Here is a 23,958-nt window from a genome sequence, read left to right as displayed (position 1 = left end):
AAAATATATTATGCATCATTCTAATGTATCTGTTTGGGAAGAGAAAGTTGTTATCCCTACGTATAGTGTGGGCAAGCCCGATAAAAACCCGATGTTTTTTGAAAAACGTGTTTACCAGGGCAGCAGCGGTGTAGTATACCCCAACCCGGTGATCGAAAAAATTGCCGACGAAAAAGAAGACAAAGAATACACCGGTTTGTTTCTGGAAAACAAATACCTGAAGGTGATGATCCTGCCTGAGCTGGGTGGCCGCATCCAGATGGCATTTGATAAGATCAAACAACGTCATTTTATATATTATAACCAGGTGATCAAACCCGCGCTGGTGGGTTTAACCGGTCCCTGGATTTCGGGTGGTATCGAATTTAACTGGCCGCAGCATCACCGCCCAAGTACATTTGATCCAGTAGATTATACCCTGGAAGAACACGCCGATGGCAGCAAAACCGTTTGGGTGAACGAGGTGGAGCGCATGTTCCATACCAAGGGAATGGCTGGCTTTACGCTTCGCCCGGATACAGCTTACATCGAGATCAAGGCCAAACTGTTTAACCGCTCGGCGCTGCCGCAAACTTTCCTGTGGTGGGCAAACCCGGCAGTAAAAGTGAATGATTATTACCAGTCGGTATTCCCGCCTGATGTGAACGCGGTATTTGATCATGGTAAACGTGATGTGTCTGATTTTCCTATCGCAACCGGTACTTATTACAAGGTTGATTATTCGCCCGGTACCGATATTTCGATGTATAAAAATATCCCGGTGCCAACCTCATACATGGCCATCAACTCCGATTATGACTTTGTAGGTGGTTACGAGCATGATTCACAAGGTGGTTTGCTGCACGTGGCTAATCATCATGTATCGCCCGGTAAAAAACAGTGGACCTGGGGTCACAGCGATTTTGGTCAGGCCTGGGACAGGAACCTGACCGACGAGGACGGTCCATATATCGAATTGATGACCGGCGTGTTCACCGATAACCAGCCAGATTTTAGCTGGCTGATGCCTTACGAAGAGAAAACTTTTACGCAATACTTTTTACCGTACCGCGAACTGGGTATGGTGAAAAATGCTACCAAAGATATCCTGCTCGCGCTCAGTAAAGATGGCGATAAGGTAACCATCAAGGTACAGGTAACCTCGGCACAAAACGGACTGAATATCAGCCTGAGCTATAAAGGCGAATACTTATTTGCCCAAACGACTGATATCAGCCCGGAGAAAGTTTTTGTACAGGAAGTAGCTGTTAAAAGTGATGTGAATGAGAACGAATTGTTGTTCATCATCACCAATAGCAGCAAACAGGAAGTACTACGTTACGAACCGGCCAAAAACAAAAAGAACGAAATGCCTTTACCGGCAAAACCCGCACTGCCCCCGGCTGATGTGGAAAGTGTAGAGCAACTGTTTTTAACCGCGCAACACCTGGAGCAATATCGCCACGCTACGTATAGTCCTATTCCTTATTATGAAGAGGCTTTGCGCCGCGAACCTACCGATGTGCGCAATAATAATGCGCTGGGTAAATGGTATATCCGCAAAGGGCAGTTTATCAAAGCCGAGCCTTATTTACGCCAGGCGGTAGAAACCAGCATTCAACGTAACCCAAATCCGTATGATAGTGAGCCTTATTATAATCTGGGTCTTTGTTTGAAATATTTAGGCAAAGCCGATGAAGCTTATACCGTGTTTTACAAAGCTACCTGGAGCAATGCCTGGAAAGATACTGGCTATTTCTGCGTAGCACAGATAGATATGGCCCGTGGTCATTATGCTTTGGCGCTGGAACATATAACTCAATCCTTAGACAGAAATGCCAGCAACAGCAAATCATACGTGATCAAGGCGGCGGCTTACCGCAAGCTGAACCAGGTAGACAAAGCACTGGCTACTATTGAAAGCGCATTGGATCGTGATGGCTTTAATCTGGGTGTACTATTTGAAAAAGTACTGGCCTACAGAATAAGCAATAATATAGATAAAATAGAGGAGAGTCTGAACCAGCTGTTAACGCTTTCACGTCACGATGATCAGAATTTTATTGAATACGCTCTCGATTATGCCGCTGCCGGTTTATATGACGAAGCTTCGCAACTGCTGCAGCTGGTTGTTAAACCTGCGGAATCAAACCCTATTGTTTATTATACTTTGGGCTGGTTAAGCCATCAAAGTGGCCGCAAAGTTGAGGCGGCCGAGTGGCTGACTAAAGCCGCCAAGGCCGATCCGTACCTTTGTTTCCCGAACCGTTTGGATGAGGTTGGTATTTTGAAGTTAGCTATCGAACTTAATCCAACCGATGCCAAAGCACCTTACTATCTGGGTAACCTGTTTTATGATAAACGCCAGTATGATGATGCCGTGAGCTACTGGGAAAGTTCGGCTAAGTTGGACGATCAGTTTCCCACTGTTTTCCGTAACCTGGCTATTGCCTACTTCAACAAACAAAACAATGAGCAAAAAGCCCTGGAATATTTTGAAAAAGCATTTGCCTTGGATAAAACCGATGCCCGTGTACTCATGGAGCTCGATCAGTTATATAAAAGATTGAACAGATCGCCCGAAGATCGTTTGAAATTCCTGGAAGATAATCTTGCAGTGGCTGATCAGCGTGACGATGTATACCTGGAAAGGGTAACACTGTATAACCTTTTAGGTGATCATGAAACCGCGTTGAATCTGTTGAACACGCGCCAGTTTCATCCATGGGAGGGTGGCGAAGGTAAGGCTTCGGGTCAGTATATATTCAGCCTGGTTGAGCTGGCTAAGCAATATGATGAGGAAGGCCAGTACGAAAAAGCGATCACTTATCTTAATAATGCCAAAACCTATCCGCACAACCTGGGCGAAGGTAAATTGTACGGAACCCAGGAAAACGATATCGACTACTGGTTGGGCTGTGCCTATGAAGCTGCCGGAGATGCTGAACAGGCCCAAAAATACTTTGAGCAGGCCACTATAGGTTTAGACGAGCCATCGGCAGCGGTGTTTTATAACGACCAGCAGCCTGATAAAATCTTTTACCAGGGATTAGCCTGGAAAAAGCTGGGTAAAACCGAGCGGGCTAACAGCATATTTAAGAAGCTGAGCGATTATGGAGCTCTGCATGCGAATGATGAAGTAAAGATCGATTATTTTGCCGTGTCGTTGCCAAACCTGCTCATATTTGATGACGATCTGAATTTGCGGAACCGCATACACACCAGCTTTTTGCAAGGCCTGGGTGCATTAGGATTGAACGAGCTGGATGCTGCACAAAAAATGTTAAGCAACGTGCTGGAGCTTGATGCCACTCATGCCGGAAGCAAGATCCATCTGGATATGGCAAAACAAACTTTAAATATCCAGGAGTGAACAGTACTACCCGAATAACCTGGCAGGGATGGGGGGATCATGCCGGTGAATCCGTATGTCTCTTTAAAATGGAGAATACTCACGGAGCCTATGTGGAATTAACCAATTACGGGGCTACCCTGGTTTCGGTGGTAGTGCCCGATAGGCATGGCGTTAATAGTAACGTGGTTTTGGGTTTCCCATCCCTGCAGGCCTATCTGGATGATGACTGTTATATTGGTTCAACCATAGGCCGTTATGCCAATAGGATAGGAAGGGCTCGTTTTGAGCTTGATGATACTACCTGGCATCTGGATAACAACGATGGTGAAAATACCAATCATGGCGGTAACAATGGCTTTAACAGGCGGGTTTTTAAATATGCAATTACTGCCGAAGGGCTGTTTTTTACCATACAAAGTCCAGACGGAGATGGAGGGTATCCTGGTAATCTTGAACTTACGGTACATTACGTGTGGACGGAGCTTAATGAACTGATCATCAGCTATTATGCGTCGACGGATAAAAGAACGGTGGCTAATTTTACCAATCACGCGTACTTCAATTTGTCAAACGATGGGGCTAAAATATTTGATCATACGCTCACCATTCATGCCGATAGTTTGCTGCAAAACAACGCGGAATACATACCCACCGGTGTTATAGAACCTGTTGGTTACAAGAAATTTTCGTACAACGCTATCAAAAATAAAATGATGGTGAATGATGACCATATTACGGGACTAAATGATTGTTATATATTGGATGAGCAGCCTGGCGCCTATCATAAACGGGCGGCAGAGTTATCAGAAAAAACATCAGGGCGTAAGTTGGAAATATTCACCACCTATCCGGCTATGCTGGTTTATACCGGTGATTATTTACAAAGCAAGCATTTAGGTTATCATCACCAGCCATATAGTCCATTTGACGGTGTATGCCTGGAGTGTCAGTATTATCCGGATAGTCCTAATCATTCCAGCTTTCCTGCAACAGTTTTAAATCCCGGCGATACTTATCATGAAAGTATCATTTATAAATTTGGAATATAACTTCTTAAGGGACTCACCCACAATTTTTTACAGTTGCTTTTTGGTAATCAATAAATAATGGACAAAACCACGCCTGGGTTGTAAATTCATAAAATTGTCCATCTTTTTTGAAAGTTTATCCATTTTTAAATGTGATGCTTCCACTTACATTTACAAAACCAATTGTAAACTAAACCAATTAAGTATGTAAAAAACTGACTACCACACCAGCGGGAAAGCGAGCACCGGCTTGTCCTTTATTCAGGTAATCTATCGGGTCTATATGTCTAAATAATAGGCAATTATTATTAAAAGTTTTGAAACAAAAAAAAGACTTAACAGGATTGCTATTGCCTGTTGGGTTCATCGTAAAACCAATAATGATCAAACGGAAGCCTGAAGTTGTATCCGGTCAAAATATAACCCGGATGCAAAAAACAATCAACCGGTAATTCACCAATTTCCTGCACTATCCGGTGGATAGTACATCCCTATTTGATTAAACCTTGATTAATTAAAATAATTTTTATGAACCCAATTTTATGAAGCAATCTTACATTTTTAGTAAAGCACTTTTTAAAAAGTATGAGCAGCCCGGGCGGTTTTTGATAAGATGTTGCTTGGTGTTTTTAACATTAGCCTTATTTTATAATATTGCCCACGCACAAACGAAAATAACTGTTACCGGTACTGTATCTGATACCGCACATGTGAAGCTACCTGGTGTAACTATCTCTGTGGTGGGTAATTCCAAGGTTGGTACGGTAACTGATGGTAACGGTAGGTTTATCCTTGATGTAGAGGATGGCTCGGTATTGAGGATTTCCTTTGTAGGCTTCAAGGCCCAATCATTTACCGTATCGGCACAAAACAAGATCTTTAATGTGGCGCTTAAAGAGGATAAGCTGCTTGCCGATGAGGTTGTGGTTACGGCCTTTGGTAAAAAGGAACGCAAGGAGGCCCTTGTTGGGTCGGTTACCAGTATTAAACCCAGCGAATTGAAAATTCCGGCGAGTAACCTCACCGCGGCGCTTGCCGGGCAGGCTGCCGGTATTATCGCCTATCAGCGCAGCGGCCAGCCGGGGCAGGATAATGCCTCCTTCTTTGTGCGTGGTGTAACCACTTTCGGTTATAAGCAGGATCCGCTGATATTGATCGATAACGTGGAGCTAACCACTACCGACCTTGCCCGTTTGCAGGTGGATGATATAGCCAGCTTTGTGATATTAAAAGATGCCAGCGCCACCGCGCTTTATGGAGCCAGGGGTGCCAATGGCGTTATCCTGGTAAGTACAAAAGAAGGTAAAGAGGGGCCCGCCAAGATCAACTTCCGCTCGGAGTATTCCTTATCGCAATCAACAAGAACGCTTGACCTGGTTGATCCCATCGAGTACATGAACCTGTATAATGAGGCCACCCTCACCCGCGATCCCACATTGCCATTACCCTTTACACAAACCAGAATTAACAATACTCAAAACACCCTTAACGGTGGCCCAGGCAGTAACCCTTATGTGTATCCCGCTGTGGACTGGTTAAAGATGTTGTTTAAAAAGAATGCTACCACTATGCGTAACAACATGAGCGTTAGCGGTGGTTCGGGTTTGGCGAAGTATTATATCACCGGTACTTACAACGTGGATAATGGGGTGTTGAATACCGATATCCGTAATAATAATGATAACAATGTAAAGTTCAGGAATTACCAGTTACGGTCAAACGTAAACATCAACCTCACCAAAACAACCGAAGTTATTGTAAGGTTATGGGGTAACTTTAATGAATATAACGGCCCAATTACTTCCGATGGTTCTTTTGCGTCCGATCTGTACAATGTGGCCATACATACCAGCCCTGTATTATTCCCGGCCTATTATCAGCCAGATGCCGCTAATGCAAACGCGCAGCATATTTTATTTGGTAACGTAGGCGGTGTTGATGGCACCAGCAGTAACAGCATTTTATATAATAACCCATACGCTGCTTTGTTACGCGGCCACAAAAATTCGTCAGAATCACGCATGCAGGCACAACTGGAGCTAAACCAGAACCTGGGTTTTGTAACTGATGGTTTAAAATTCCGGAGTATATTCAGTACCAACAGACACTCTTATTTTGATTCGCAGTTGGCTTATAATCCATTTTATTACAACATAGGTTCCTATGATAAGCAAAGCAATAATTATACCTTAACCTGGCTCAATCCGCAGCCTACAGGCAATAACGTAGCGCAGGAATACCTGTCTTATTCACGCAGTACACCTAATGCCGATACTTTCTTTTATCTGCAAACCGCGCTTGATTATAACAAACAGCTGGGCAGCCATAACATCAATGCCACATTGATTGGTACAGCTCAGCAAACTGTTAACTCCAACGCTATTGATCCCAAAACCAACGCTGTATCCTTACAGTACTCGTTGCCATACCGTAACCTGGGTTTAGCAGGCCGGGCAACCTACGGGTACAAAAGCAAGTATTTTGCCGAGTTTAACTTTGGGTATAATGGTTCTGAGCGATTTTCGGCCAATCACCGTTATGGCTTTTTCCCAACTATCGGCGCTTCGTGGGTAATATCCAACGAGTCGTTCTGGAACCCATCATTTATTGACCGGTTAAAGATCCGTGGAAGTTACGGTTTGGTGGGTAATGATGCTATTGGCGCGCAACGTTTCTACTACCTGTCTGATGTGCACTTTAACGAGGGTTACAACTATGCTCAGTTTGGTTTCAACAATTCCTATGAGCGTAAAGGTTTAACTATTGTAAGCTATGATAATAATAATATTACCTGGGAAACCTCAAGACAAACCAACGTTGCGGTGGAGATGACTGTGTTAAAAAACCTGAACATTATTGCTGAGTTTTACAAAAATCACCGCTATAATATTCTGCGGGATAGGTTGGTGCCGGCTACCGAGGGTTTTGAAACATCCATCGCCACCAACTTAGGCCAGGTTGATTCAAAAGGTATCGACTTATCTGCCGATTATAAACAAAGCTTTAGCAATGGTTTATGGGCATCGTTCAGGGGTAACTTTACTTATTCAACCAATAAATACACCTACATAGAAGAGCCTAACTATGCCGAGCCATGGCGCCACTTTATTGGCCAGCCAATTAGTCGCGGTTACGGTTATGTGGCCGAGAGGTTATTTGTTGACGATCAGGAAGCCCGTAACTCGCCAACTCAGAATTTTTCTTCCGCACCACCAAAAGGGGGCGATATCAAATACCGTGATTTGAATGGTGACGGTAAAATTGACAATCTGGACCTTACCTTCCTGGGCTATCCGCAAACGCCCGAAATTGTTTACGGCTTTGGTTTCTCAACAGGCTTTAAAGGATTTGACCTTTCTGCATTCTTCCAGGGGCAGGCCAGGGTTTCCTTCTTTGTTGATCCTAATAGGGTAAGCCCTTTCATACCAAGTCCCGACCAGTACATTTATGGTAACACGCAGGTTCTGAAAGCATTTGCCAATGATCATTGGTCTGAAGAGAACCAGAATTTATACGCTTTGTATCCAAGATTAGGTACCAACCAAACAGTAATAGCCAACAACCTGCAACCCAGCACCTGGTGGCTGCGCGATGCCAGTTTTTTGCGGTTGAAATCATTAGAGATCGGCTATACCCTGCCAACGCGTATAGCAAAGGCCATGAAACTGACCAATTGCCGCATTTATTTTAACGGATTGAACCTGTTTACTTGGAGCCCCTTCAAACTATGGGATCCGGAGCAGGGCGGCAACGGGTTTGCTTACCCCATTCAAAAGGTGTTTAACGTAGGTCTGAATGTGAATTTATAATTACAAACCGATTTAAAAAGAGAACGATATGAGATCATATTATAAATTATTACTGGCAATAACGCTTTGTACAACAGGAGTATCCTGCAAAAAATATCTGGATGTTACCCCCAGTAACGTGGGTACATTGGAGTATGCCTTCAGAAACCGTAACGAAGCCGAAAATTATCTGTTTGCCTGTTATTCAACTATGCAGCAAACCTCAAACGTAATTTATAACGCGGGTTTTACCACTTCTGCCGAAATTGTATATCCTAACAATTTAACGACCAACTTTTTTGACCAGCGGGGTTTCGACCTCATCCGGGGGACACAAAACACCGGCAGCCCCTCATTAAATTACTGGGGAAACAGCAATGGCGGCGCTCCGCTTTTTCAGGCTATCAGGAGGTGTAACATCATGCTGGAGAATATTGATAAGCCCATAGACCTGGGGGCCGATGAAAAAAAACGCTGGATAGCTGAAGTGAAATTCCTGAAAGCTTATTACCACTATTACCTCATCAGGATGTATGGTCCCATGGTGCTGATTAAGGATAGTTATCCTATTGATGCCCCACCCGATACTTTGAAGCGCAAAAGGGCATCGGTTGATGAATCATTTGCTTACGTAGTATCCCTGTTAGATCAGGCCATACCCGATCTGCCGCCAAATATTCAAAATCAGGCTCAGGAATTTGGACGTATCACCAAGTTTATAGCCATGAGCGTAAAGGCCGAGGTTTTAACCACAGCTGCAAGTCCGCTGTTTAATGGCAATCCAGATTACCAGGGATTTAAGGATAAGGCAGGTAAAAGCTTGTTTTCTGCTTCGTATGATGCATCTAAATGGCAAAAAGCGGCAGATGCCTGCAAGGCTGCCATAACCGAATGCGAGGCGCAGGGCCTTAAATTGTATACTTTACCACCAACCGGTAATATCAACGTATCTGACGAACTGAAGAAGGTATTAACGCTGCAGCTTACCATTACGGATAAGTGGGAGCAAAATCCGGAGCTGATATGGGCGCTCAACTACACCTTTGGTTACCAGGGTTATGTTATCCCTAAATTAACCAGTGCGGCAGTAGGTATGGCCAATACATACCCCTCAAACTGGGCTGTACCATTGGCCGAGTCGGAGCTGTTTTATACCAACAATGGCGTACCGCTGGTTGAGGATAAGAATTTTGATTATACCAATCGTTTTATACCCCAGGTTGGTGATGATGCTAACAAAGATTATATAGAACAGGGATATGAAACCGCCCGCGAGAATTTTAACCGCGAAAGAAGGTTTTACGCCTCGATAGGTTTTGATGGTGGTATCTGGTTTGGTAACGGGGTTACAGATCAAAGCAAAGCTTATTATGTGCAGGCCCGTGGTATTTTTGGCTTGGCGGGTCCAAAAAGCTTCAACTCAACCAATATAACCGGTATATGGCCCAAAAAATTAGGTAACTATCAAACCGTAATGGATCAATCTTTTACCACGGTTGATTTTCACCTGCCGCTTATTCGCTTATCAGGTTTGTACCTATTATATGCCGAAGCTTTAAATGAAGTACAAGGCCCCACAGCCGAAGTGTATTCCTACATTGATCAGGTGCGTGCGCGGGCAGGCCTAAAAGGCGTGGTGGATTCATGGAACAGTTTCTCGAAGAATCCATCCAAGCCGGGTTCAAAAGATGGTCTGCGCCAGATCATACACCAGGAACGAAGGATAGAGTTGGCTTTTGAAGGTCAGATAGGTTGGGATCTGCGTCGGTGGAAAGAATTACAGGACGTACTAAGCCGCCCCGTGCAAGGCTGGAATATTAATCAGGCTACATCGGCAAATTATTATCGCCCAACCAACGTGATCACGCCGCTTTTTGGCTTACGTGATTATTTATGGCCTATCAGCTCAACAGACCTGGTGGTAAACGAAAACCTTACCCAAAACCCCTACTGGTAGTAGTTGAGACTAAGGCATTATTGATAAATAATTAATATAAAATATAAATTATGAAAAAGATTAATAACGGCAGATCCATAGTATCGATACTTTATGTAGCGGTACTGCTCGTGGTGCTTTTGATCGCCTGTAAAAAGGGGCAGTCAAATATCGAGATCGTATCTAACGACAAAACCAAGCCGGGTGTGGTTACTAATGTAAAAGTAGAGAATCTGAATGGCTCGGCCCGCATAACCTACACCCTGCCCGATTCAAAGAACCTGTTATATGTTCTTGCAACGTATAACATCAATGATAAAGTGGTAAGGCAAACCAAAGCCAGCTATTATACCGATACGGTAATGGTTGATGGTTTTGCCAAAGCTAAAGAGTATACGGTAACGCTGAACGCGGTAAGCCGTGCCAATATCATGTCAGACCCGATAACGGTTAAGGTTAATCCCAAGATACCTAATTATCTGCTCATAAATGATAACCTGGCGATTACCCCTGATTTTGGCGGGGCCAACTTTTATGGTCTTAACCCTAATAAAACACCGGTAGCCATACACATTTTATCATACAATGAAGGCACTAAGGTATATGATGAGCAAGACCCGCAATACCTGAGTAATGATACGGTGAATATATCGGTTCGGGGCTTTTCGGTAAAGAATACCAAATTCGCCGTTTTTACAACCGACAGGTTTGGCAACGTATCGGATACGGTTACCAAAGAACTTACCCCATTGTTTGAAACACAATTAGACAAAAGTAAATTCTTTACGTTTCATTTAGGCACCGACAGCCCGATAGGTTACGGCTGGGAACTTAAATACCTTTTTGATAACAATCTTGGCGATCCGGGATGGCACACCACCAGTGCTCCTTTAAAAATATGCAGTTTTGGTATAGGCCCGCTGGCCAAAATAAGCCGTGTGGTACTATACAACAGGTTGCCCGATATATGGGGTTATCAAAATAGTCGCCAGTTTACTATTTGGGGTTCAACAAAAGATAATCCGGGCGATTATCCATCGTGGCCGGCTACCGTTACCGCTGTAGGTACCGTCATGGGCGATTGGGTAAACCTGGGCAACTTTGTGGTACCATTGCCACCATCGGGCGCACCACCAAACCAGGCTACCGATGCCGATAAAGCTACAGCAGGTGCAAACGGCTTTAGCTTTAATATGCCTAATGTAAGCCAGATGCCGGCTGTAAAATACATACGTTTCCAGTGTACACAAACCTGGGCCGGACTTGATTATGTGAATGCCAAAGAGATCACCCTGTTTGGCGCACCTGTACAGTAAATCGTTAATTAAAACTTAAAGAAATGAAAATAGCATTCAACGTTACTGTTTTCTTGTTCATGTGTTTGGCCATTACAGGTTGCAAAAAATATGATACGGATTATAAGTCGTTTTTAGATAATCATGAGGTAACCTATCCCGGATTAGCCGCCGGATTGAATTATCATTCCGGTAACCTGCGTGCCGTGCTGGTCTGGCACCCAAGTCCCGATCCGAGTATCAGGAGGTATGTGGTTAAGTGGAATAATGGTCTTGATTCCCTGCTGCTTAACGCTACCAGTCATAACCCGGGCGATTCCGTTGTAGTGAATATACCTAACTTGCAGGAGTATGTATATAGCTTTCATATTATCGCGTATGATAAGGATAATAACCCATCCATCGGTCAGGACATCAATAATGTAAGGGTATATGGCCCCACATACCAGTCGACACTTTTAAACAGGGCGTATAATGCCGCCAACCCCTATGTTACGCATAGTGATGGTTCTGTTACCCTCAACTTTAACAAGGCCGATACGGGAAATGTGGCTACCACGGTAAGATATACCAATAAATTAGGAACCACGACGGAACGCTCCTTTGTGGCCGATAGCAACTCCATAACCCTGTCTGATTATAAGTATGGCACAGATGTAACATACCGGTCGTCATATAAACCGGTAAAAGATGCTGTAGATACATTTAATGCCCTGAGCTATGATAAATTCCCGACGATTATCGGGACTATTGAAATGGATAAGAGCCTATTTAAGGCTGTTTATTTACCAACAGATGTAGGCACGGCCTATGGGTGGGTGCTTCCATTCTTGTGGGATAACAGCACCAATGAGCCGGGCTTCCACACGCCGGGTACCGACTTCCCGATCTGGTTCACTATTGATCTGGGGCAATCGGCAACCCTCACACAGTTAAAGCTATGGCAAAGGATGTCGGCCTTGTATGATGTAGGAAATGCTAAACGCTTTGAAATATGGGGAACCAACAGCACGCCCGACCCATCTGGCAGCTTTAACGGCTGGACCCAATTGGCCAGCTTTACTTCCTATAAACCTTCGGGCCTACCTCGCGGGCAAAATTCAGATGAGGATAAAGCATTTGCTGCCGCCGGCGAACCGTTCAACTTCCCAGCAAATGGTCCAGAGGTAAGGTACATCAGGTTCAAGATCCTGGAAACATGGGGTGGAACCAATTATTTCCACGCTATTGAAATATCGGTCACTAAACAATTGAAATAGTCAGTAATCTTAAAAAGGGGAGCAGTTGTTATTAATTGCTCCCTTTTTTATTGGTGCAGATGCACCAAAAGAGCCGCTCAATAGCTACTTTTGGCGTAACATAAATTAATGCAAGAAGTATTTTCAAGATCGGGCGAGTACCTGATCGGACTAAAAAACGCGGATACCGATCTGTTGAGCTCTCCGGCTCAGTTTTCGGAATACACCATCCTTTTTATCCCCGAAGGTGAGGGTGTTTACCATGCCGATTTTGGCTCTTTTAACTATGCCGGTCCTATACTGCTGTTTGCAACCCCGCTGCAGGTTATTTACCTTAAACATCAAAAGCTGGCGCCGCTAACCATGCTGCAGTTTCACGGCGATTTTTATTGTATCGAATACCATCGCGAAGAAGTGGCTTGTAACGGCCTGCTGTTCAATAATGTTTATATACAGCCTTGTGTTAAGCTAAACCTTGATGATGCCCGTGTATTCGAGCAATTGTTAACCGAAGTGGATAAGGAATTTGGGCAGGATTCGCCTTCCGAGATCGTACTCAGGGCTTACCTGCAGCTGTTCCTGGCCAAGTCAAGCTCCATTAAAATAAAACTGATCGACAATCATCAGGACCGTAAAGAAAAGGATGAGCAGATGGAGCAATTCAGCCGCCTGTTGAATCAGCATTTTCTGACGCTGCATAAGCCTAATGATTACGCGCAATTGCTGGCCATGTCGCCCAATACTTTCAGCAAGCGGTGTATGCGATATTTCAAAAAAACACCCTCGCAACTGATACAGGAGCGCTTGATCCTCGAAGCTAAAAAACAACTCCATCTTACCCGGCAAAGCATCAAGGAAATTGCCTATAATTTAAAATTTCAGGACGAGTTTTATTTTAGTCGTGTTTTTAAAAAAGTGACCAAAGTTTCGCCCCAAACCTTCCGCGATAAAACCGGCATCTCCATAGTGGCAGATTTGTCCAAGCAATAGCCACATTCGTCCATGTTGCAGGATGGTTAACTGATGTAGTTTTGACTAAACAAAATCACATCATGAAAACTTCCATCATCAACAACATTGCCAACCTCGACCAATTCGGTAAAAAGGTTATCCGTTTTGGCATCATAGTCGTATTTCTTTGGATAGGCGGCCTCAAGTTTTTTACTTATGAAGCCGATGGGATCGTACCCTTTGTGGCCAACAGCCCCTTCATGTCATTTTTCTACAATCATCCAACTGAATATAAACACCATCAAAACAAGGAAGGTGAACTGATCATCGCTAATCATCAATGGAATACCGAAAATAACACCTATGGTTTTTCAAAAGGTTTGGGTGTTTTCCTGGTAACACTGGCGGTATTGGTAGCCTTATATAAAGTAGCGCCGCTGCCCAGCATGGTAGCCAGCCTGCTTATTGCCATACTTACGCTGGGCACGCTTTCCTTTTTGATAACCACGCCCGAGAGCTGGGTGCCACACCTTACCGATGAGCAGTGGGGATTTCCGTATCTTTCTGGTCGTGGCCGTCTGGTGCTTAAAGATCTGGTTATCCTGGGTGGCGCCATCATCACCATGAGCGAATCGGCAAGAGTTTATCTTCGTCAAAAATCTAAATAATAATTCAACCTGTAAATTTAATATCATGAAAACAATACCAGTGCCCACCAGAGACCAGGTAAGCGAAGGCTCACAAGTTATATTTGATCAGTTTCAGAAACGTATAGGCCGTATGCCCAACCTGTATGCTACCATGGGTTATTCAGAGCACGCATTAAAAGGTTTTGTGGACTTTGATGCCGAATTGAGCCATGGCGTACTTCGCGCCAAAGAAAGGGAGGCCATCGCGCTCATCGTATCCGAAATAAACGGCTGTGCCTACTGTTTGGCAGGGCATACTTTGGCCGCTATAAAAAATGGATTTACTAAGGAAGAAACCCTGGATATCAGAAGGGGTAAAACCAACGACGAAAAGCTGAATGCTTTATTGCAATTGGCCCAATCCATAACCATCAATAAAGGCCATGCCGATCCGCAGGTGTTGGAAAACTTTTTCGCTGCTGGTTATAACGAAGCCGCTGTAATGGAACTGATAGGTTTAGTTACCGTACGCATATTTACCAATTATGTATTTGCCTTAACGGATATCCCTGTTGATTTTCCGTTGGCCGATCCATTAAACTAATTTTTTCAGTGTGTGATGTTTGAGGAGCAGCGCAACGGCTTGGGAAGTCCCAACGGCTATACCAGGCGGAGTTTTATAAAGCAAGCCGTTGCCACCTGCTTTTACAGCGTTGTACCATTTAAAAATATTATCATGACTAATCCTACAGGTGTTACCATCCGCAAAAGTCCGTATTCTGTAAAAGAAACCATCAACCGTTTGCAGGCTGCTTTGGAACAGCATCAGGTAACCGTTTACGCCCGGATAGACCAGCAGCAGGAATTGCAAAAAGCGGGGCGGGTTATCCCGCCTTTGGAGTTTCTGTTATTTGGTAACCCCAAAGCCGGCGGACCGGTGATGATCGAAAATCCATTAGCCGCGCTTGATCTGCCGCTAAAGATTGTAACCTGGCAGGATGAAGAACAAACCGTGCATGTGGCTTATAACGATGCATCTTATATCAAAAACAGGTACGCTTTATCAGCAACCGTATCCGCTCCTTTAAATCTCGATCCCTTAATAATAAAAATACTATCATGAAAACTTCAGAATCCAACAATATCCAACCAACCGATGCCGAAAAACTGAGCATTGCTCAAACTTTTATCAACGCATTAAAAAGCAACGACTGGGAAACCATGCATTCCATACTGGCAGATGATGCAGGCTGGACCTTGCCTGGTACCAGTTTGCTATCCGGCCCGGCAAATGGGGCAGAGGCCATTATCAAACGGGCACAGGGCCTCAAATATTTCGGTGTTAAGTTCGACTTGAAACATATCCTTATAGGGTTGAATGGTTTCACCTTGTCTTTACACAACACGGCCAGTCGCGGCGATCTGTTATTGGATGAACAGGTAGCCATAGTGTTTGAGGTAGCTGGTGGTAAAATAACCAGCATGGCCACCTATCTTTCAGATGTAGCCGGCATCAATGCTTTTTTTATTGAGGGGATATGAGCTATCTTGCGGCGATAAAGTAAAACGTTATGGCCGATTACAAACAGGAGGCTGCCAAAGCCGCATTTGAATGGATTAAAGCAGGACAAACCATTGGCCTCGGAGCCGGTACAACGGTATTTCACCTGGTTGATATGATCAGCAGTAATCCGGAGTTGGCCACTTCCCTGGTATTGGTTTCTTCCTCATTTAAAACAAACGTTTATCTGCAGGAAAAAAACTTGACGATAAAAACACCGGCCATGGTAAATCACCTGGATATTTATTTTGATGGCTGCGACCAGTTCGACAAACAACTAAATGCCCTGAAAAGTGGCGGCGGTATCCATACCACCGAAAAGATACTGGCCTCCATGGCTTCGGAATTTATTTTGATGGGCGATGATGCCAAATTTGTACCGCAATTGAATACGACCTATCCACTGGTGATTGAGATATTGCCCCAGGCTTTACAGATTGTGCTGGCCCGGCTCCGGTCGGCCGCTTATCCCGACGCTGAGATCAAGTTACGCACAGGCGATCAGAAAGATGGCGCCGTTATTTCTGATAACGGTAACCTGCTGGCCGATATCCGCTTTACCCATGCGCCGAAGTGGCAACAACTCAACATCGATTTAAAAATGATCCCGGGCGTGGTAGAGCATTCCCTATTTTATGGTATGGCAACCCAAGCTATTATAGCAGGAGAAAGTGGGATATGCATTATTACGCCCGAACGATAGCCGCCTCTTAATACATGCAGGAGATATTACGGAAACATATAGAAAAAATAATATCGCTCACGGATGAGGAGTTCACCTTCGTATGGTCGCATTTTACAGTTAAAAAGTATAAAAAACATCAATTTCTGATACAGGAAGGCGAAGCGGTAAAGTATCATTATTTTGTGCTCTCCGGACTTTTAAAACTGGTGTATACTGATGAAGCAGCGAAGGAACACATCGTTTCTTTTGCCATGGAAGACTGGTGGGAGAGCGATTTCTACGCCTTTTATACGCAAACCAAAGCAACCCTGTCTTTAGAATGCCTGGAAGATACCGAAGTACTCTGCCTTTCGCTCGATGGGTACAAAAAACTTTGTGACGATCTCCCTGAAATGGTGCGTTTTTTCCTGGAGAAAGCCAATTTTGGTTTTATCGCATCACAACGGCGCATCATTTCCTGGCTAACCTTAAGCTCCAGAGAGCGTTACGAACAGCTGCTTAAACAATCTCCCTCCCTTATTCAGCGGGTACCCAAAAGCCTGCTGGCTGCCTACCTGGGTGTTTCGCGCGAAACCCTGAGCCGCCTATCTTCTTAGTGTGACATTCCTCACATGATAATCGTGAGGTTTGTCAACAGCTCATTCCGGGTGTTATCAGCAGTTTTGCCATGTGAATTTTAAACGATGAGCATGAAAAAAACAGCGAAAATTTTAGCATTACTATTGATAACTACAATGCCCGCATGGGCGCAAACCCCCAAAAACAATAAGATGGAAAAAAGGATCATTAATCCCTGGCAATGGCAGGATAAACGCAGCTATGTACAGGCTGTTGAAGTAAAACACGTAGAAAGTACCCTGTACATTTCTGGGCAAACGGCCATCAGTGCCGACGGAATATCCAGTAATGAGGATATGAAAACCCAATTAATAAAAGCCCTGCAAAATTTGGAGCACGTGATAACCGAGGCCGGATACAAGCCTGAAGGTATTGTGAGGCTAAATATCTATACAACCTCTACAGCGGAACTTTGGCCGCACTTCCAGATTTTCCAGGATTGGGTAGCCAAACATGGCATCAAACAATCGCTTACTTTGTTGGAAGTGAAAAGCCTTTTTGAAACACTAAAAGTTGAGCTGGAAGCTACAGTGGTGAAGTAATCAATTTTAGGTAAAATATTTTATCTTTAAAGCCTAACCTAAAAACACGCAAAATGATCTTCCCGCTAAAATTCAAACGTATTTGTTCGTTATTGTTATTGCTCATCGTGGGCATAAAAGCCTATGCCGCAGATTCAATGGTTAAACCTGATTCCCTGCTGCAAAAAGCCTATGTCCTCAATATGATGCACCGGGTTGCCGACTGGCAAATTAACGACTGGAACATCAATGGTTTTAAACATGCTAAGGTTGATTGGACAAATGCCGCCTGTTATACCGGTATTTATGCGCTGGGATATATCAAAAACAACGAAAAATATTTAACCACCCTGGTGAACATCGCCAACGATCTGGGTTGGAATACCGGGCGCGATCGTTTTATGGCCGATGATTATTGCATAGGCCAAACCTATTCTTTGCTATATACCAAATACAAGGATAAAAAAATGATTGCGCCCTTTATTTTGCTGGCCGATAGCATTGTGAATAAGCCGCATGATGAGTCGCTGGAGTGGAAGAACCATATAGCCTCCAGGGAATGGGCCTGGTGCGATGCCTTGTTTATGGGACCCACTGCTTTGAGTTATTTGAGTACAGCTACCGGCAATCATCAATACCTCAATACAGCCGCAAAACTCTGGTGGAAAACAACCGATTACCTGTATGACCCTGCCGAACACCTGTATTTTAGGGATGGCAGCTACCTGGATAAAAAAGAAAAGAACGGCAAGAAAATCTTTTGGGCAAGGGGCAATGGCTGGGTATTGGCAGGCCTGGTAAGGGTGATGGAAAATATGCCCGCCAATAATCCCGATAAAAAGAAATTTGAAAAACTATACCGCGATATGGCTTCTAAAATAGCTTCATTGCAACAACCGGATGGCAGCTGGCATGCCTCATTGCTCGATCCGGAAAGCTACCCGGTTAAAGAAACAAGCGGTACTGGTTTTTATTGCTATGCCTTGCTCTGGGGGCTTAACCATGGTATGCTGGATAACAAAACCTACTGGCCCGTAGTAAAAAAAGCCTGGGCGGCATTGGTCACTTCGGTTCATGCAGATGGGATGCTGGGGTATGTACAACGTATAGGCGCCAGCCCCGATGCGGTTACGGAGGATAGTACCGAGGTGTATGGTGTAGGCGCTTTCCTGCTTACTGGAACCCAGCTATATCAGTATTTGGGCAGCCATCCGGCCGCTGCAAAAAATTGAGCATTTTTGCGCATCTAATGATTGTTCATTAGTCGATATTGGGCATCCGGCGTTCGATATTAGATCATTCGCTATCAATAAATACCCAGAAACTGGTATATGTAATTCATTGTTTATGAGTTACTTTTGTGGTTACCTGCAAATCAAAAACATAAAAAAATGAACAAACTATTATCACTGTTGAGTATTGCCTTGCTCCTGCCCATTGCTGGCTACTCACAATTTAAGGTTGGCAAAACCAAAGAAGAAGCTAAAATAGAAAAAGGAAAGAAGACACCTAAATTAATCGGCTCTAAAAGTACCGGATTAATAATGGATTTTGGACTTTACTCCATAGAGGCGGAGGAGATCGAATACCTTTCTTACGCAACCATGAAAACAACCGGAATTACGTTTGAACCGATAATTAATTTTTCGTCGTTGAAAGAGGAAGCCGATTTTTACAAATACATATTAGGTTTATACGATAGTTACAAAGACAACGAGATAACTCTAAATAAATGCAAGATAGTACCCCGTAAAAAGAATTTATTCGGAATGAATAATCTCATATTTGATATCTATCCATCTGCAGAAAACGATGAAAATAAACTCACTACTTACATGATCGGTAAAAGTGGGTGGATCAATCTTTTTAAAAACTCCAAAGTCCATACCTTAGACTAATCCGGTGTAAATATTATTCAAAATATGATACCATTCCGCTTTACCAGGACGGGAGCAAAAGGGAGGCATTTGTCTCTTTTTTGCTTTTTACTCCCGGTCGGCCCTTTTCGGCGACAGCTATTCTGCATTTTTTATATCTCATGATCCATTTCAAAAAATCATGGTTTTCTGCGATTGTCCGGCCTGTTTGATTTGAGGATTATTGCAAAAGAAAATATTGCTGGAATACTAACGACAATTTTTCGAGCGCTGCTTTTTCAGATTTTGAGATTTATGAATATGAAGAAAATTAATTACGCATTACTAATATTAACAACAGCCATTATGCTGTTCACGATCTCTTGCAGCAAGGACGGTGCTGCAGGGCCTAAAGGTGATACCGGCGATAAGGGCTTAACTGGGGCGGTTGGGCCTGCCGGTGCTGCCGGGGTAAAAGGTATAGCTCGCAGGCACACGTAGCAATTTGCGTAAAACCCGCATAGTAAAACCGTAGTATCACTACTGTTGTTTTTAAACGGGCTATATATCTTTGACCATACAAAAGCTAAAGATATTTATGAAGAAACATTACTACTTAAATCTACTACACTACAGTTCATTGATGGTAAACGTTATTAATAAGTTCATGAACCTGCAATAGCAGGATAAAGATAATAAGTTATAAATTAGGGATAATAACTTAGAGACGGCCGCCTGCAGCAATGCAGCGGCTGTTGTTTTTTTATAGCTGTTTTTTCTTTTAATTAAGAGAGACGGGTGTCACCCAGAGCGCCCCGTCGAAGGGTAGATTGCACAGGCCTGCCCGCCATACTTCGATCTATCTCAGTATAACATCTTTAATTTTATAGACTTCCAAAACCTTCACCATATACAATATCTATTGTTTGTGCTTTCTTATAAAATAATTGTATATTTTTTTAAATAATATAAAAACATATAATTATTTTATTAATTTGGCATTTATAACCCCGATTATATACCGATTATTGGTAATATTAAAAATTACAGCCTGGTAATTTATACATCCATGGATCATGTAGTGCACAATTTTCCTCAGAAAATTGATGATCCGTTGATCAATACACAAATTTTCTTATAAACCTTATCTTATGAATATGTGAAATATCTTAAATAATAAATCATAATTAACTATTACCGATGAAAACAACCAATCTCCTGCTCATCTCCCTGGCGCTGCTGGCTGCCACGGGTTGCAAAAAAAACAACAACAACGAAGAAAATGTACCGCAAAAAGACGCTGCGGCAAAAGAAACGCTTTTCGCGGATTTTAGCTGCCAAATGAAAACCATAACAGGCGGCCCGGTAACCGAAAGCTGGGGACCCAACAACAAATTATGGACCAACGGCCGCACCATCAAGGTACGCTTTATTAGCGGCGAGGGAACCTCATTTGTACGCGGAAAAGTGCAGCAATATGCCAAAAGCTGGGAAAGCAGCGCCAATGTAACCTTTCAGTTTGTGGCCGATAATGCCGCTGCAGATCTTACTGTAGGCTTTAAACACAATGGCGACGGGGGCTCCTGGGCCTACGTGGGGATAGATGGCCGTGGTCAGAGTCAATCGGTTAACTTTGGCTGGTTTGACAACAATACTTCCGACGAGGAATTCAGGAGAACCACCACCCATGAATTTGGTCACGTGCTGGGTTTACAGCATGAACAGGCACACCCTGATGCTAACATCCCATGGAACAAAGACGCGGTATACGCTTACTATGAGGGCGCCCCCAACTTCTGGACTAAAGACCAGATAGATTTTAATGTACTATGGGTTGGCCCAAGAACCGGAAGTAACCTGCTCACCTATGACAAATCATCCATTATGCACTACCCCGTTCCGGCCCGGTTTACAACAAACAATGTAGCCATAGCTGCCAATAATACCACCATTACGGCTACCGATGCAGCCTATATGAAAAAGTATTACCCCGGCAGATAGTCTTTTTGAAATAACCGACCTTTTACCCCGCTATTCCGAGTCTCTGATGCTGGATAGCGGGTTTTCTTTTTAAAAGCACTGCCCTGGGTGCGATTCCCTCCCCACGGGAGGGGCGCGGCTGACATGTGCGCAAAAGCAGGGAGGGGTTTATGTGTCATGCAGAAAAAAGCTGTCATGGTGAGCAGGCCTCTGCGCGCGGGTCTTCAACAGGCTCAGACTGGCAGGGTTTTTAACTTATTACCGGGTAATGGGTACTATTCCTCGCCGTCGCGCGGCTCCGGCCCTCAAGTGTTGGGAAGAAGAAAAAGTTGTCATTTCGAACGAGGTACGAGGAGAAATCTTATACGTCGAGATAAGCAAATCGTATAAAATTTCTCTTCACCCTCGTGCCCAGACCTCAGCTTCTGCTCATCGAAATGACAATGTTTGGTATAAATTTATGTCTTCCCAACACTTAAGGGCTCCAGCCGAGTGACAGTTATTACCCGGTCTCCGGCCGCTGTATAATAAAGAAATCAATCATTTCGCCTATTCAATATTCAGCAACTTAGAGAATTAAAAAAAACTATTTTTTAATTTCTCGCAATCGATTGTTAAAAATAATTATCTTGGCATTGCCAGTGTAAATCAGGTATTATAGTATACCCGATAACCAATAAACCATATTATATTAAAAATCGATGGATTGTTTTAATCAATTTCCTAAACTATCCGGCCGGAAAAAGTTTTGGATAGCGTGTTTTTGTCTGTTGGGTTACCAGCAGGTGAGGGCGCAAAACGCGGTATCTTTTCATGACCTTTCTTTTTTCGATAACCCTTCATCAAACTGGAAAATAGCGGGCGGCGTACAGGCCGATATCGCGCAGGATGAAGTTTTAACCCTTAAAGAGGGTACCGGAATTTTGGTAAACCTGCCCGGCAAAAAAGGCGCAAAAGACCTGTTTACCAAAACTGTTTACGGCGACGCCGATCTGGAGCTTGATTATATGATGGCCAGAGGATCAAACTCGGGCATCTATTTGCAGGGGCGTTATGAAATTCAGCTTTTGGATAGCTGGGGAACGGTAAATCCTAAATCGGGCGATAACGGTGGTATTTATGAGCGTTGGGATGATAGCAAACCAGATGGACAGCAAGGTTATGATGGCCATGCGCCAAGGCAAAATGCCAGTCGTGCGCCGGGTTTGTGGCAGCATATAAAAATTTCGTTCCAGGCACCGCGCTTTGATGGTAAGGGGCAAAAGATCGCCAATGCCAAAGTGCTTTATATTTGGTTAAATGGTGTTTTGATCCAGGACAATGTAGAGCTTAGCGGGCCAACCCGGGGTGCTTTTGATAAGGTGGAAACAGCAACTGGTCCGCTGCGTTTACAGGGTGATCATGGTGCGGTGGCTTTCCGCAATATCAGGATAATTAGTTATGATAAGCCGCAGCCAACGCTTTCAAACCTGAAATATCGGGTTTATAAAGGCGGTGATATGGCCGGGGATGCATATAACAAGCTAAAGCCAGAGTCGGAAGGAGCGTCGCCTGTGCTGTCATCAAATCAGAGTAAACTGAATAACGATTTTTTAATGCGGTATACCGGCAATATCCAGGTTAAGGAAACAGGTGAGTATGCTTTTAAGCTGAGTGTGCCGGGAGGTAAGGGGAAATTTCGTATTAACGGTACAGATGTTGTGACATTGACCGAAAACGCGGGGCAAGGTAAAATACAATTGCCAGCCGGCGATCATCCGTTTGAATTGTTCTATTCAAAAACTATAGATTGGGCTAAACCTGCCCTGGGACTTACCGTAGCAGGCCCCGGCGTGCGGGAGCATCTGCTAAGCGATGCCAACGTAAGTAACAATGACCCGGTTGATCCGATCTTGATCAACGCTGCTTCCAGTCCTATAGTTCGCAGTTTCTCAGATCTGCCGGGAGGCATCAGGGTTACGCATGGCGTCAATGTAGGCAGTACCGCATTGCTGAATTATACTTATGATCTGGACAAGGGGATGATAGTAGCTATCTGGCGAGGTGGCTTTCTGGATGCTACACCGATGTGGCACGACAGGGGCGACGGCTCATCCCGCCCGGCCGGTTCTGTTCAATATTTGGGTAAGCCTGTACCCGCTATCGAAAAGCTCCATGATGCCAATGCCGCCTGGGTTTTGGATACCGCGGGCACCGGTTATAAACCTAAAGGCTATGTATTAAATGCCGATGATGTGCCTGCCTTTAAATACCTAATTTATGGTGTGCCGGTAAACGATGCCAGTACTTTGATGGATAAGGGACAAGGCATCCACCGGGAAATAACGCTTGCCAATGCCGTAGATGGCCTGTTTTACCACCTGGCTACAGGCAATGTCGAAACGCTTGGAAACGGGTTATACGCTATTGACGATAAATCTTACTACATCCGTATTGATGACGCTGGCGGGGCCAAAGCACTTGTTCGGGATGCAGACGGGAAGCAGGAGCTCATCATCCCTATTCAAAAAAAGTTAACCTATTCTATCATTTTTTAAG

At 44.0% G+C, this 23,958-nt stretch carries 19 protein-coding genes; all 19 read left to right on the top strand.

The window, feature by feature from the left end:
- Positions 1 to 10: 10 nt before the first annotated feature.
- Positions 11 to 3,352 carry a DUF5107 domain-containing protein gene (locus ACTJKG_RS10750; protein ID WP_440739194.1) on the top strand — a complete coding sequence of 1,114 codons (3,342 nt, stop codon included), beginning with the start codon at positions 11 to 13 and terminating at the stop codon, positions 3,350 to 3,352.
- Positions 3,349 to 4,383, top strand: a complete 1,035-nt coding sequence (locus ACTJKG_RS10745) for an aldose epimerase family protein (protein WP_371742438.1) — start codon at positions 3,349 to 3,351, stop codon at positions 4,381 to 4,383. Before ACTJKG_RS10750 ends, ACTJKG_RS10745 begins: the two co-directional genes overlap by 4 nt.
- A 602-nt stretch (positions 4,384 to 4,985) precedes the next feature.
- Positions 4,986 to 8,171 carry a SusC/RagA family TonB-linked outer membrane protein gene (locus ACTJKG_RS10740; protein ID WP_440739193.1) on the top strand — a complete coding sequence of 1,062 codons (3,186 nt, stop codon included), beginning with the start codon at positions 4,986 to 4,988 and terminating at the stop codon, positions 8,169 to 8,171.
- 28 nt (positions 8,172 to 8,199) lie between these two features.
- Positions 8,200 to 10,107 carry a RagB/SusD family nutrient uptake outer membrane protein gene (locus tag ACTJKG_RS10735; RefSeq protein WP_440739192.1) on the top strand — a complete coding sequence of 636 codons (1,908 nt, stop codon included), beginning with the start codon at positions 8,200 to 8,202 and terminating at the stop codon, positions 10,105 to 10,107.
- Positions 10,108 to 10,157: 50 nt separating this feature from the next.
- The gene (locus ACTJKG_RS10730; RefSeq protein ID WP_440739191.1) at positions 10,158 to 11,402 is read left to right on the top strand and encodes a DUF4959 domain-containing protein; all 1,245 of its coding nucleotides are present in this window, start codon (positions 10,158 to 10,160) and stop codon (positions 11,400 to 11,402) included.
- Positions 11,403 to 11,425: 23 nt separating this feature from the next.
- Positions 11,426 to 12,640 carry a DUF4998 domain-containing protein gene (locus ACTJKG_RS10725; protein ID WP_172334638.1) on the top strand — a complete coding sequence of 405 codons (1,215 nt, stop codon included), beginning with the start codon at positions 11,426 to 11,428 and terminating at the stop codon, positions 12,638 to 12,640.
- 108 nt (positions 12,641 to 12,748) lie between these two features.
- The gene (locus ACTJKG_RS10720) at positions 12,749 to 13,609 is read left to right on the top strand and encodes a helix-turn-helix domain-containing protein (protein ID WP_172334637.1); all 861 of its coding nucleotides are present in this window, start codon (positions 12,749 to 12,751) and stop codon (positions 13,607 to 13,609) included.
- Between the two features lie 62 nt (positions 13,610 to 13,671).
- Positions 13,672 to 14,238 carry a DUF417 family protein gene (locus ACTJKG_RS10715; protein ID WP_172334636.1) on the top strand — a complete coding sequence of 189 codons (567 nt, stop codon included), beginning with the start codon at positions 13,672 to 13,674 and terminating at the stop codon, positions 14,236 to 14,238.
- A gap of 25 nt (positions 14,239 to 14,263) precedes the next feature.
- Positions 14,264 to 14,803: a carboxymuconolactone decarboxylase family protein gene (locus ACTJKG_RS10710; protein WP_172334635.1), complete on the top strand. Its 540-nt coding sequence runs from the start codon at positions 14,264 to 14,266 to the stop codon at positions 14,801 to 14,803.
- A gap of 132 nt (positions 14,804 to 14,935) precedes the next feature.
- Positions 14,936 to 15,322, top strand: coding sequence for a DUF302 domain-containing protein (locus ACTJKG_RS10705; protein WP_216650518.1), 387 nt, complete (start codon positions 14,936 to 14,938; stop codon positions 15,320 to 15,322).
- Positions 15,319 to 15,741, top strand: coding sequence for a nuclear transport factor 2 family protein (locus ACTJKG_RS10700; protein WP_172334634.1), 423 nt, complete (start codon positions 15,319 to 15,321; stop codon positions 15,739 to 15,741). The genes ACTJKG_RS10705 and ACTJKG_RS10700 overlap by 4 nt, the downstream gene beginning before the upstream one ends.
- 29 nt (positions 15,742 to 15,770) lie before the next feature.
- A complete protein-coding gene (gene rpiA, locus ACTJKG_RS10695) occupies positions 15,771 to 16,463 on the top strand; it encodes a ribose 5-phosphate isomerase A (RefSeq protein WP_440739190.1) in 693 nt (230 codons plus the stop codon).
- Between the two features lie 14 nt (positions 16,464 to 16,477).
- On the top strand, positions 16,478 to 17,041 hold the full coding sequence (locus ACTJKG_RS10690) for a Crp/Fnr family transcriptional regulator (protein ID WP_172334632.1): 564 nt from the start codon (positions 16,478 to 16,480) through the stop codon (positions 17,039 to 17,041).
- Positions 17,042 to 17,134: 93 nt separating this feature from the next.
- Positions 17,135 to 17,605, top strand: a complete 471-nt coding sequence (locus tag ACTJKG_RS10685; RefSeq protein ID WP_253952200.1) for a RidA family protein — start codon at positions 17,135 to 17,137, stop codon at positions 17,603 to 17,605.
- A gap of 53 nt (positions 17,606 to 17,658) precedes the next feature.
- On the top strand, positions 17,659 to 18,816 hold the full coding sequence (locus tag ACTJKG_RS10680; protein WP_440739189.1) for a glycoside hydrolase family 88/105 protein: 1,158 nt from the start codon (positions 17,659 to 17,661) through the stop codon (positions 18,814 to 18,816).
- 159 nt (positions 18,817 to 18,975) lie between these two features.
- Complete coding sequence (locus ACTJKG_RS10675; protein WP_172334630.1) at positions 18,976 to 19,482, top strand: hypothetical protein; 507 nt, start codon at positions 18,976 to 18,978, stop codon at positions 19,480 to 19,482.
- A gap of 279 nt (positions 19,483 to 19,761) precedes the next feature.
- Positions 19,762 to 19,941, top strand: a complete 180-nt coding sequence (locus tag ACTJKG_RS10670) for a hypothetical protein (protein ID WP_172334629.1) — start codon at positions 19,762 to 19,764, stop codon at positions 19,939 to 19,941.
- A gap of 699 nt (positions 19,942 to 20,640) precedes the next feature.
- Positions 20,641 to 21,441, top strand: coding sequence for a M12 family metallopeptidase (locus ACTJKG_RS10665; RefSeq protein WP_172334628.1), 801 nt, complete (start codon positions 20,641 to 20,643; stop codon positions 21,439 to 21,441).
- A 680-nt stretch (positions 21,442 to 22,121) separates the two neighbouring features.
- Positions 22,122 to 23,957 carry a family 16 glycoside hydrolase gene (locus tag ACTJKG_RS10660; RefSeq protein ID WP_172334627.1) on the top strand — a complete coding sequence of 612 codons (1,836 nt, stop codon included), beginning with the start codon at positions 22,122 to 22,124 and terminating at the stop codon, positions 23,955 to 23,957.
- Position 23,958: the final 1 nt, after the last annotated feature.

The sequence above is a fragment of the Mucilaginibacter sp. 22184 genome, assembly GCF_052045695.1.
GTDB lineage: Bacteria > Bacteroidota > Bacteroidia > Sphingobacteriales > Sphingobacteriaceae > Mucilaginibacter.
This window is presented reverse-complemented; position numbering and strand designations above follow the sequence as displayed.